Origin of the sequence: Luteolibacter sp. Y139, from assembly GCF_038066715.1 — a bacterium.
In the GTDB taxonomy this organism is placed as follows: domain Bacteria; phylum Verrucomicrobiota; class Verrucomicrobiia; order Verrucomicrobiales; family Akkermansiaceae; genus Haloferula; species Haloferula soli.
Genome location: NZ_JBBUKT010000001.1, coordinates 821,176 through 834,041 on the forward strand (window position 1 = coordinate 821,176; position 12,866 = coordinate 834,041).

General features: G+C 64.0%; 4 protein-coding genes. 2 read left to right on the forward strand and 2 right to left on the reverse strand.

The genetic code is table 11. The annotated features are described in order from the left end of the window. Positions 1–79: 79 nt before the first annotated feature. Both WKV53_RS03500 and WKV53_RS03505 read right to left on the reverse strand, forming a co-directional pair. A complete protein-coding gene (locus tag WKV53_RS03500) occupies positions 80–8,254 on the reverse strand; it encodes a hypothetical protein (protein WP_341402963.1) in 8,175 nt (2,724 codons plus the stop codon). Positions 8,255–8,336: 82 nt separating this feature from the next. After that, a complete protein-coding gene (locus WKV53_RS03505; protein ID WP_341402964.1) occupies positions 8,337–10,421 on the reverse strand; it encodes a discoidin domain-containing protein in 2,085 nt (694 codons plus the stop codon). 241 nt (positions 10,422–10,662) lie between these two features. Between WKV53_RS03505 and wrbA the strand changes: the two genes are divergently transcribed. Then, complete coding sequence (wrbA, locus tag WKV53_RS03510; protein ID WP_341402965.1) at positions 10,663–11,259, forward strand: NAD(P)H:quinone oxidoreductase; 597 nt, start codon at positions 10,663–10,665, stop codon at positions 11,257–11,259. 57 nt (positions 11,260–11,316) lie between these two features. After that, a complete protein-coding gene (locus tag WKV53_RS03515) occupies positions 11,317–12,804 on the forward strand; it encodes an esterase/lipase family protein (RefSeq protein ID WP_341402966.1) in 1,488 nt (495 codons plus the stop codon). The last annotated feature ends 62 nt before the right edge of the window (positions 12,805–12,866 follow it).

Genomic DNA, 12,866 nt, shown 5'->3' on the forward strand with positions numbered 1-12,866 from the left:
ACCAACCGAGTTTGAAATAACAAACCCGATAATCCTCTGACGTCCAAGGGAATTGTGGTCCCTCCCGCCTAACAGGAGATCAGCGGCGTCGCATCATCTCCTGCCGGCGCTGCATGTCGTTCATTTCCTTCTCCCGTTCATCTCTCATCTCCCGGATCATCCGCTGCTGGAGTTCCTTGTCCATCTCCCTGCCCGGATTCTCCAGCCGGCCGATCAGCGCATCGAGCTGGACTCGCTGGTCTTCACTGAAGTCAGCCCGCCGCTCGGAGACATACGCCTTCACCCCATCCAAATCCTGTGGAACCGCACGCACCGTGTAGCGGGTCCAGTCGAGAACCATCGCTGGCTCCAGCCGAGCTCGCACCTGCGGATCGCCGAGGATGGACAGGAACGACCCCATTTGGCTCGCCGATGCCGAGGGCCGCTCGATGAGCTTCATCAGCTCCGCTGAAAACGGATGCAGCAAACTGACCCGCACCACGAATGGCAGAGGCCCGTCGAAGCCCGTTCGCATCCTCATCTCCTCGCGATCGGACAGCCGTCCCGGAGCCACGCCTTCGAGCTTGCACCTTTCCAAGCCCGCCTTGAGGGAGGCCGCATCGCTTGCGGCGAGGTAGACCAGTAGCGAAGCCTCAGCCCGGATCTCCGGATCCTCACGAGTCGCCAGCGCGGCGGCGAAGGAGCGGACCGCAGCGGCGGAAGCCTCCGGGAGCTTGGCATCATGCTGGGCGGCCGCCAGCCAGAAGCACTGGGTGATCCCAGGCAGCCATCGCCGCACGGTTTGATCCATATTCACTCCCGGAGTGGCCTGCCGGATCGCTTGAGCCAGAGCCTCGATCCCCGAGCCATCGCCGGCGTGGAAACGCGATTTCGCCGCAGCCGCGCACACGTTCGCGGCGAATGAGCCGCCATCGCGGGGCATTCCGCTGAAGATGGCCTGGAATTCCTTCGCCGCCATCTCTCCGGCGAACTCGTCGAGCGCCGGCACGTGCTCGCTGTTGGCCTTGGCGATCAATCCAAGGTCGCTGCACATCGCCATGCGATCGTTGATCGACAGCGTCGCACGACGCTGCTCAAATTCACCGGCGAGTCGTTTGATCCGCTCCTGATAGGTCTCCGAAGGAGCACCCGCTTCGCGGGCATCCCTCACATTCGAAATCATCACCCGCAGGCGGAAAGCCTCCGGCGAATCCTCCGCCGCCAGCTTGCCGGCGATTGCCTCCGTCTCTTTCGAGTATTCTGGCAAGGAGCTGCGACTTGAGAGGCCTCCCTGCCCCGGGGCAGGCAGCAGGGCCATCGCATCCTTCATCCGGTCCTTTTTCAAGAGATGAAGGATCAGCAGGGCATTGCCAGCGAGGCGCTCACGGGAAACCACCATCCAGCGGTCGAGCAAGTCGTCGTCGTTCAGGGCAAGCAGCACCTCTGTCACCTGGCTCGTGGAGAAATTGCGCTCAAGATTGCCGGCCGGCACCTTGGCCAGGATGAGCTTGAACAAGGCCGCCGTCTCGGCGGGATGAACGGCTGCGGGTGAACGGTCCTCGCCTGTTTTGGACTGGCCCTGCTCCCGCGATTGCCTCTGCACCTGGCTCCACAGACGGACGACTCCTTCGATCATCTCGGCCGCCGTGTCCTTCGGCAATTCCTTGATCCCCGCGAGCAGGCCGGGCGTGCGCTTCATGATGTCCTGCGCATTGTCGATCTGTGCCAGCCGCGGGTAGACCTGCTCCATCACCATCGCCAGCTCCTCCGGCGTGGCCCCGGCGGTCTTCATGGCTTCCAGCAGACCCAGCGGTGCGATTCCGGTGCTGCGATCCTTCGAATGATTCTGGAGGCGGTTCATCTCTACGAACCATCCCAGGGCATGGTGAGTCAGGGAGGCACCCTTGGCGGCTTCCCTCGACTTCTTGAGCCACTCGTCATCGTCAATCGCTTGGGAACGGAAATGGACCTGCGCGCCCAGCAGCAGTCGCACCTGCATGCGTGGGGAAAGCTTGCTGAGTTTCGGCCAGATATCCGGACTCGGCAGGCGACCGAAAGCCATCAGCCCCCAGGCGGTGACGAAGGGATCGTCACTGTTGGAACGGCATGCGGGAATTGCCCCCTCCCACAGGTGCTCCATGAGGAGGAGCCGGGCAAACACCTCATCCATGTCCTTGCGATGATCATCGTCCAACAGCCCGCTCATGAACCCGTCGAATTCCTTCTCTCCCGGTTTCTGCAAAGGCGCCGAGCGCCAAAGGTTCATGATCTCTTCAGCAAGCTTGGGATCATCGGAGGCAGCTTTTCCCACCAGCCGGCCCATGTCCTCCGGCCTCTTCTGATCCTCCGGCCTCTTCTGAATCGCCCAGCCGGTCTTCTTCATCTGCTCCAGGCTTATGCGAACTTCCGCCAGCCGCGCCTCACGTTGGCTGTCCAGCCGCTTGCGCAAGCTCGCGGTCGCCGCCTTGGGCAAGTCCTCCAGATCAGCCTCGGTGAGGTCCTTCGTGAGGGACTCGACCACCGCCGTGCGGATGGCATTCGGCAGCTTCTCCAGTTCCGGTGCTGCGAGCTTGAGCGCCCGCTTGTCGAACTCAGGATCGCTGGTGAGCGCCGCGGCACGCATCAGCTCGAAGAAGGTGGCTTTCGTGTTCTTTCGCACCTCCTCCAGGAAATCCGCGCCATTTGCTCCACCGCCAAACCGGACAGCCTGCGGAAAGATCCACCTGTAGCCAAGTTGCGGCACCCCCTCAGCGCTGTACGAATGGGTCTGCCAGAATCCGAGCTGAAGCGCATCCCGCAATCCAGTCCCCGGAAGCCTCTCCCAGTTTCCTTGCTCCGGCATCCCCAGTTCCTTGCTCCACAGCGTACGGAGGGCGGTTTCGGTATCGTCGCTTGCCATGGGTTGGATCTGCCATGCCGTGAAGAACTTCAGCACCGTCACCAAGATCGCACTGTCTGAAATGCAGGCCGCCTGGAGGATCTTGCTGCCGGTATTGGTCACGCTCTCGTCTCCCGGCTTCCACCCCTTCTGCGGTCCGGCACCCGCTTCCAGCATCAGTCGCAGCCGAGCCTCCAGCTTCTGGTTCTTGGCCGCATCGCGCAGGCTTTCGCGAATCACATGGAGCACGTTGCCGGATACCGATTGCAGTTTCTTGTCACGGCACAGCTGCTCTAACAACTCCTCCCGCCCGGGGAGGAATTTCGCCCTCAGGATCGCGGCCTCGTGCTTCGCCAGCCGCACGCCGTCCTGCGGATTCGACATCGCCAGGACATCGGAAATCTCCGGCAAGTCGGGGGCTCGCTTCGTCGCCAACAAGGTCGTCAGCCAACCCGCGAGTTCGGGGTCGGCCACCTTCAGCTTGTCGCGGAATTCTTGGGGAAACACCACGTCGTCACTCTTCTCTCCCGCGGCATTCACCAGCAGTTCCAGCGAAGCCGGGGCCTCCGGCATCGGCATCTTCGCGGCACCGTTCCGCTCGCCGAAGCCCACCACATACGCGCCGCTCAGCAGTGCCTGCCGCGCGGCATCTTCTACCGCCGCGGGCTCCTTCGCCCGCCTCGCCGCGCACATCGAGCGGAAGGCCAGCTCTGCGCTCCGTGCATCCGTCAGCGCCAGCTTCCAGTAGCGCTGATACAGCTCCGTCCATTCCTTCGCTTCCTCGCCGGTGGTGGCTGGCTTGTTGCTCAGGACGAGAGCCGCCTCGCCGAGCCAAGCACGGTTCGAGCCGGGGCGCTCCGCCCAATCCGCCAGCAAGGTGAAGCGCCCGGCATCCGCAGGACTCGAACTGCTGAAAAACGCCTGGAGGATCTCCTTCGCGAAATCCGGCTTGCCCGCAATCTCATCCAGCAGCCGGAAGGTCTCCTCCCGGTCTTCGGAGCGAACGGCAAGCTCCATGACCCAGTGCGTTTCCACCGACCGGTTCTTGCGGAGATTGGCGAGGATCGCTCGCGCCTCCGCTTTCTTCCCGGCCGTATCCATCAGGGAAAACATCGCCATCTCACGGGTGAGGCCCGGATTTTTTGGCATCTCGATCCTGGCGAGAGCATCGTCCAGCAGGCCTGCCTTGCGGAACGCAGCCACCGCAGCCTTCAGTGGCACCGGCGACTCGGAAGAGCCGCGTGCCGAACTCTCCAGCATGTCCGCCGCTTCCGCCACCGCCATGTTGCGGTCTTCCAAGCCCATGATCCTGCGGATGATCATTCCCTGCGTGTTGGAGAGGCCACTATTACTATTCCCATAGTAGGGACCGGAAGGCGGCCCCCAGCGTCCGAAGGTTCGCGAGGCGATCGCCCGGCGCTGGCCGCCGAATGTATTGCCAATGCTCTCGGCAAACTGACGGTCGGATTCACTGCCAGAGCTGAGCCGCTTCACGAGTTGCTCCATCCGCCGCCGGTTCTCGGGTTCCATATCCCCGCGCTCTGCCCGGGGGCTGATGACGATCAGCTGGAAGAGGGCTTCTAGCGCCAGCCGTGGATCAGAGTCGTCTGCCACGCTGGCCTCGAGCTCCTTTCGAAACCCGGCCGGGTCCTCCCTGCGATCGGTCAGGTCCCATTTCAGCCGGATCATCGCCCGCCTCTGATCGAGGGGCGCATCTGCCGGCAAGTCCGCAAGTTCCTTCACGAGCCGCTCCCGCGCTCGCTCCGGCGTTCCTCCCGCCTGGACGATCGCGATGCATCGCATGGAGGGCGATGGCAGACGGTCGATCAAGGAGTTCACCGCCGCTTCTCCCTTTACCAGTTTCCACCGCGTGAGTGACTGCTCCAGCCCCCAAGCGTTACGATAGTATTCCACTACCAATCGATTCGAATCGTCCGGCCGCACCTCGATGGCGCTCCGGACACCGGCGAGAAAGGCTTCCTCGTTCCCCTCGAACAACGCCTGCCGTGCCAGCAGAAGACGGATCCTCATCAGGTCGCGATTTCCAAACTCCGCCTTCTCCAGCGTCGCCAGCACCCGCTTCATCCGTCCCGCGGTTTCCGGATCCGCCGCCGCGCCAAGCTCCAACTGGCGCATGAGGCTCCCCGCCCATGTCAGCACCCGATCGGCTGCCATCGCGTCCCGCCACCCGGCGGGATCCACCGCCACCAGCCATTCCGCCGTATCCGCATCAAGTTCCGGCTTCGACAGGCGCAAGGTTGCCGCGAACTTCGGCGACACCGGAGGCCGGCGCTTGAGCAGCTCCGCCACTTGCCCTGGCGTGAATTCCCCCTGCTGGGTTTCCAGCAAGAACTCCGGGCCCAGCGGATTCTCCGGAAAGCGGCGGATGAAGTCCCACCAGTGGACCGAGTAATCACCTTCCTTGAAGAAGGCGTCGACCTGCTGCCACTGCTCCGGAGTGGCAAGCTTCAGTGCTGGCAACACGGCCCCTGCCTTCGCCCACGAATCCCCACCAGCCATCGACGCCAGTCGCAGGACCCGCGGCATCAACGATGCCTTCGCTTCGACCAGGCTTCCCGGGATCGGCACATAGCGGAATTGCCCTGTCGTCGCAGCGTTCGCGTCGCCGGAAGACCTGAGGAAAGCCATCAGCGATTGATCGCTTGCCCCGTAACGCTGCTGCTCCGCCGGATCCGCGGGTTCCGCCATCACCTTGAGAAAATGATCCAGCGCCTCCACATCCCGGCCATCCACTTCCAGGAGAAAGCCCAGCAGGTAGTGAACTCGCGCATCAACATGGGACGGCTCGATCGCTTCTAACAGCTCAATCGACTCCTCGACGTAGCCGCGGCTCGCCAGCGCGGAGACGCTTTGTTCCATCGCCCGGACGTCGACCCCTTGATCACCTGCCAGCGCCTGCAGGTCGCGGATGCCGCCGGAGATGTCTCCACAGCGGAGCTTGGCTTGGGCAAGCGCACGGGCCGAGTCCATGCCGGGTGCCAGCCGAGCTAGGTCGGTGTAGCGCTGCAAGGCGCGATCGCGCCGCCCCATCTGCTCCTCCAGGGCCGCCAGCCGCGAAACGATCGGAACATCCCGTGGCGAACAGGCTGCCGCCTTGGTCATCAGTTCCATCTCCCCGTTCAGATCCCCTTTCGTCTTCGCCAGGTCCGCCAGCGCCACCAGCGGCCCGGGCGATGCCGGATCGCGACGCACCCGCTCTTCCAAACGCGCGCGCAGGTCTTCCAAGCGGCTCCCTTCTTTTGACACGCGGATGATTTCCCGCAGCCAGCCTGCCTTCGCCGCAGCATCGTCCACCTGATCGTGCCTCTGCCACGCCAGGTCGAGCGCTCCCATCGTGTCGTGATCTTTGTCTAACAATGCGAACAATGCCCGCGCCACGTCTTCGTCCGACTCGAAACGCGCCACCGCCCGCCGCAGCAAAACCTCTGCCGCTCCCAGCTTGCCATCAGCTGTTAGAAGGCTCGCCTCTTTCATCCACGGCCCCGGCAGCTCCGGAGCGCGCTCGCGCCATGCCTGCGCCGCAGCCAAGGCACCGGCCGAATCACCCGCCGCCGCTTTCGCCTCTAACAGTTCACTCAGGAACAAGGGCCCGCTTCCACCCGAGGCTTCCAACATCACCACCACCTCAGGCCACTTCGAATGCTCGCGCAGCAGGATCAATCGCGAGCTTCTCTCCAATTCATCGCCCGCCACCAACGCCGGCAATGCTTGATCCGACTGCGCCAGCAGTGCCGCCCGCAAACATCGGTCACCCGTACTCTCGCCCAGCTCCTTCGCCGCCGCTTCCCCTTCGTCTTCCGCCGCCCGCAGCCAGCCTTTCACCGCTGTCTGCATCTCATCGGCCCGCTTCGCCCGCGCCGCCAGCTCACGGAAGATCGCCCGCGAATCCGAAGCCCGCCCCTGCATCAGCGCCAGCTCGGCACGCGCCGCCTCATAGCCCGCCTCCGCGGAGAACTTCTCGCGCCCCGCTTCCAGCAAATCATGGGCCGCCTCTTTCTCGCCCGCCGCCGCCAGTGCCTGCGCGGCATCGATGCGATCCTGCACCAGATCCCGCCGCCCGATCTCCTTCCACACCTCCAGCGCTTCCTTCTCACGACGCTCCATCCGCAAGTGCTTCGCCAGCTCCCGCAAGGCCTGCCCACCCGACTCGCCGCCAGCCAGCGCACGCCATTGCTTCTCCGACTCCGCCGCCAAGCCATAGCGCGCATAGAGACCAGCGAGGCTCACACGCTTGGCCGGATCGGCCGCCGCGATCACCGCATCAAGCGCCTTCTTCACCTCATCCTTCTTGTCGAGACGGAATGCGAGTTCGGCCAACCGCAAGCCGCTCTCCTCCGACTTCTCTTCCGCCGCGAGCAATGCGCATTCGTCGAAGGCCTGCTGCACCTTCAGATCGCGCTCGAGCAGCGAGATCTTCTGCCAGCGCGCCTCGCGATCCCCTGGCACCCGCTTCAAGACATCACCCAGCACTGCGAGCGCCTCGGCCGGCTTGCCCGCCACGGCGAGCGCCTGGGCCTGAGCGCGACGGAAATTCAGGCGCACCGGATTGGCGTCACCCCACTTGGTGATCTGCGCCACCCAGCCGGTGGCATTGCCCCGCCGCTGGAACGACTGTTCCGCCCGCGCCAGCGCCTCACGCTCCAGCCACGAGCCATCACCGGATGCCTTGAGCACCTCGCCGAGCTCGCTCATCGCTTCGTCGAAGCGCTGCGAGGCGAGCAACAGCTCGGACCGCTTCAAGGTCGCCATCGCCTTCCCATACGCGTCCTCGGTCGCGTCCCGCCACTTCCCGCAGAAATCCAGCGCCAGATCATACCGGCCCTCCCGCCGGGTCAGCTCGGTGAGATCTTCCAGCAGCCCCTTGTCGCCCGGCGCCCCATCCACCGCCTTTTTCCAGTGGGCCAGCGCCTCCTCCACCCGCTCGCCACGCAGGCAGGCGAGACCGGCCAGCTTGAGCGCTTCCGGCCGCGACTTGTCTCCTTCCGGCACCGCCACCGCATCCTTCTCCGCAGCGGCGAAATCCTTCTTGGCCAGCAGCAGCTTCGCACGCGCCAGTCGCAGCCATGCCGCCTTCGGCTCCTTTTCGATCGCCTTGCCAAAGGCCTCCAGCGCCTCGTCCTCTTTTCCCGCCGCGAGCCGCTCGCGGCCAAGGATCCCCCACGCGCCCGCCTCACCGGCCTCGGCGCGGGAAAGCAACTCCGCATCAAGATCCGCCGCCGGCTTCTCCTCCAGCCAGGCATCCCGGAAGCGCGTGAACAGGGCTTCGCTTTCCGGCCGCTTGCGCAGCGCCTCGTGGTATCCCGCTGCCTTCCCCGGCATCTCGCCGGCCATCACCGGCATCATTCCACAGAGCAGGAAAGCCCACGTACGAGTCATGCCGCCAAGCATACTCGGCCACCGCGTCCCCGACACGTGAATTTCCTGTAAAGACTGGCCCCCCGGGGCCAGTCGCCGGACTCTACTTCTTCCCGAAAATCTCGACATCCGCGATCCGCGCCGTGCCGTCGGCACCCGCATCGTCGATCGTGATCTTGAAATACCGTGCCCGGATCGGATTCAGATCCACGTCCGTCACGTTCTGTGAATTCCCCGTCACCTTGTGGACCCGTTTCCACGATTTCCCGTCCAGGCTCGCCTCCACGGTGAACGCACGGGAATTCCGGCCGCGCTCCTCGCCGCCGTCACCCGCGTGACGGATCACGTAGCGGCGGATGTCCTTCGGCGCGCCGAAGTCAAAGCCGAGCCAGCGCTTCCCTTTCTCCGCCGTCGACCACTGCGTCACCGGCGTCCCGTCCACCGCCGCCTCGGCCGGACCGTCGCCCGCCTTCACCGTCGTCTCCGGTGCCATGCACAGGTTGTACGGCACGTTGTCCGCCTCATTGCACAGGTTGAAATAATGGTCCGCGCGCACGAAGCTCACCTTGTCCGGAAACTCCTTCGCCAGCTCGTCCCGCAGCCCCTGGATCTTGTCCGGCCCCATCTTCCACGCCTCTACCTGATAGCTCAGGAACAGCGGCGACTTCCCATCCCACTTCCGGATCTGCTCCGTCAGCGAACCATGCATGTGGTCGAATGAACCGGCATACGGAATCACCAGCTTGTCAAACCTCAGCCGCCCGTTCTGCACGCCACCTGCCACCGCCGGCACATCCTTGAAATTCTGCACCGTCGACCCGTACAGGTTCCGGCAGTACTTCTCATACGATGCCCGCTGCATCGGCGTCATGTCGTCCCAGATCGTCGACACCCGCAGCCCAGAGCGCTGGAGGTAAGTCTCCGTCATCCGCGCATAGCCATCCATCCGTACTGGATCGGTCAGCTTGTCCCCCGTCGGCGCTCCCGGCTCAGTGAGCGTGTTGAAGGGCATCAGGTATCCCATGCCGGATGGACCGGTCACGAAGCAGTCCTGCGCCGTGGCACTAGAGTAATAGTAGTTCATCATCCCCGGCGCGATGTCCACCAGGCCGGGCGCGATCGTCCAGTTCAGCGCCACCTTGCCACGCACGCCCGCCGAGCGATCCCATGCCTGCCGCATCGCGTGTTGGACATACTGGATGTTGTCGCCATCACTGATGATCACCGCGACGTACACCTTGTTCTCCAACGCCGGCATCTTCGGCACCGGCGGGATCTGGATCTTCGGGCTACTGCTCGCATACGTGGTGCCACTGACAAAGAAATCCGCCGGCATCGTCCCAATCCCGAACTCCGTCGCCAGCGGAATCCCCGTGCGCTCGGTTGCATACCAACCCATCGCAATCGCCTCTCCGGCCTTCATGTCGCGGAAGAAAGTCCGTAGCACATCCCGCTGCTTGTCATTCCGCGTATCCAGCCACACCACCGCAGCGCCTGCTGCTGCCGCGATGTCCCGCGCGTGATGATAGTCGCCACCGCCGCGCTCATCCAGCGGCTTGGCGCTCACGATCAGCCGCTTGTCGCACTTCGGCCAGTAGTGCTCGTGCATGTAGGCATAGACCTCGATCGCCGACGGGAAATTGAGCGGGGTAAGATCTTCCACCACCTTCAGCTCGATGCCCGCCGTCTTCATCGCAGCCATCACCTCCACCGACACCGGCAAGGCCCGCTGAATCCCCGCCGCGGTTCCCGCAAGATTCCGCAAATGAGGATTCTTGGACGGATCATAAAGGATCACACCCGAAACCTCGCCCGCATACTTCTTCAGCAAGTCCCACTTCGTCTCGCGGGTAAGAGGAGCCGACACCCCGAATTTCAAAGTCTGCGCCCAGGTATCCCGCCCTTCGCCCGCCCGATCATCGAGCAACAGTATCCGCGGCTGCTTGCGATTCACCTGTCCTGCCAACGCGGAAAACGTGATTAGCTCGTCCTTCGACAAGTCCTGCACCACCAGCGAGTCTAGCATCGCCGCCGGTGCCGCGAATGTCGGCAGCGCCTGCCCCTTCGGCCACGAGATCCCCTCCGCCAACTGCTCCACCGGCGCATACGGCGCGTAATGGCTCGTCTGCGCGTCACCCAACCCCGGCTGCAGCGCCAGGCTCCCCATCAATAGTCCGATCTTTCGCATGCTGCTGAATAACTGATACCCCCGGCGCACCCGAAAGTCGCCCGGCGGCGGCGCCACCGTGGCCCAGCCGCTACGGCCGATTCTATCAATTTGTTTCACTGGTGACATTCGTTTCACAGAAAGAATCCGCCTTGGGGTGGAGGACCATGCTCCCCACGCATGCTCAGACTTCCGAGCAGTCATTTCCCGCCTTCCCGGAATTCTGTCACGCTCTCTCCCGTTACCCCAAAACCAACACGTCATGACCAAGCTCCTCGTCCTCTACTACTCCACCTACGGCCACATCGAAACCATGGCGAACGCCGTCGCTGAAGGCGCGCGCTCCGTCGATGGCGTGGAAGTCACCCTCAAGCGCGTTCCGGAAACCATGCCCCCGGAAGTCGCCGCCGCCTACGGTGCCAAGCTGGACCAAGCCGCCCCGGTCGCCGACCCGAAGGAACTCGCCAACTACGACGCCATCATCTTCGGCACGCCCACCCGCTTCGGCAACATGGCCGCCCAGATGCGGAACTTCCTCGATCAAACCGGCAAGCTCTGGATGGAAGGCGCGCTCATCGGCAAGGTCGGCAGCGTCTTTGCCAGCACCGGCACCGGCGGCGGCAACGAATCCACCATCCTCACCTTCATCCCGACCCTGCTGCACCACGGCATGGTCTACGTCGGCCTGCCCTACTCGGCTCCCGAACTCACCGACATCAGCGAAGTCCGCGGCGGCAGCCCCTACGGCGCCGCCACCATCGCCGGTGCCGACGGCTCCCGCCAACCCAGCGAAAAGGAACTCTCCCTCGCCCGCTTCCAAGGCAAGCACGTCGCCGGCATCGCTGCGAAGCTGAAGTAAGGAGTGTCGACATCCTGTCGACACGGGTGGACCACAAGTCCACCCTTCTCCATCACGATGCGCCACCTTCCCATCATCCTCCTTTCCCTCGCCGTGGCCACCTGCGCCCCGGCGAGGCTCGAGCGCATCACGGAGAAGAGGCCGCATCACGCCACCGCCTCCCAAAGCGACCTGGATCGCGCCTTCGAAGGTGCCACCGATCCCGCCGCCAAGCACGCACTCGGTGACTGGCTCCAAAGCGCTCCACGATCACAAAGCCTCCTCGACGGCTACACCATCCACTTCCATCCCGGTGGTAACGGCATCTTCGCCCCCACCTACTTCGACCGCCTCGAGCCCACCTCGCACTACAAGGTCACCGGCCTGACTCCCCACCAGCTGGAAGGCATCGGCGTCCCGCTCATCGGACATCGCGAAAACCGCCACCAGCAACCGGTCGAGCGCTGGTATCCACCCGAGGCCATCACCCGCGCCGTCACCGCCGTCGCCGTGCCCGGTCCAGGGCACACGGTCGAAATCCGACTCTACAACCGGGCGAAAACCGAAACGATCACGCTCGGCGGAAAGCCCCAGCCCCTCGCCGCCGACTTCACCGTCCCCTTCGCGGCACTGTTGGAGAAAGCCCGGCCGCTCGCCCGCTCCGGCATCACCGCCGTCATCAGCAGGAAGTCGCCACGCGAAGCCGGCTTCGCGCTGATCGAGGAGTATGATCCAAATCGCACCCCGCTCATCTGCATCCACGGCCTCTTTTCCACCCCCTTGGCTTGGGCCGAACTCACCAACGAGCTCTGGGCCGATCCCGCCATCCGCCGCCGCTATCAGGTCTGGCAGTATCTCTACCCCACCAATTCCCCCGCTCTCTACTCCGCCCGCATCATGCGCGGCCAGCTCGATGAACTCCGGAAGTTCCTCGATCCCGATGGCCACGATCCCGCCATGCAGCGCACCGTCGTCATCGCCCACAGCAATGGCGGCCTGCTCGCCAAGTCGCTTGCTGTCGATCCCCGCAATGCCTTCTGGGATGCCGTCTTCACCCGTCCGCTATCATCGCTGAACCTCACCCGCAGCGAACACAAGACTCTCGACGAGGCCTTCTACTGGAAACCTCGTACTCACGTCGATCGCATCATCTTCTGCTCCGTGCCTTTCCGCGGCAGCAATTGGGCCAACTCATGGATCGGAAAGCTCGGCCAGCGATTCGTCGCGCCGGACGACAAGTTCCAGGACTTCTTCCGCCAGATCGAGAAGAAGAACCCCGGCATGCTCCAGCCAGCCTATCAATCGCTCACCCAGGGCAAAATCACCAGCGTCGTGGCACTCACTCCGAAAGGCCGCTCAATGGAGATCTTCGATCGCCTGCCGCTGGTCCCCGGCACCAAAGGCCACGTCATCACCGGCTCCCACGACCTGTTCGTGCCACCATCCAGCTCCAGCCTCCCCGGCGCGGAATCCTCGCTCCAGGTCCCCGCAGGCCACGGTTCCTTCCACAACCCCCAAGCCATCGCCGAAATCAAGCGGATCCTGCTGCTTCCCCCCGCACACTAACACCTCCGTTCAAAGCTGCCATTTACACGCACCGGATTGCGTGATTCTATGGTAGTGGTGAA

Bases quoted from the DNA above. Each gene is read 5' to 3' on its own strand.
- wrbA (WP_341402965.1), top strand. From the start codon at position 10,663: ATGACCAAGCTCCTCGTCCTCTACTACTCCACCTACGGCCACATCGAA.
- WKV53_RS03515 (WP_341402966.1), top strand. From the start codon at position 11,317: ATGCGCCACCTTCCCATCATCCTCCTTTCCCTCGCCGTGGCCACCTGC.
- WKV53_RS03500 (WP_341402963.1), bottom strand. From the start codon at position 8,254: ATGACTCGTACGTGGGCTTTCCTGCTCTGTGGAATGATGCCGGTGATG.
- WKV53_RS03505 (WP_341402964.1), bottom strand. From the start codon at position 10,421: ATGCGAAAGATCGGACTATTGATGGGGAGCCTGGCGCTGCAGCCGGGG.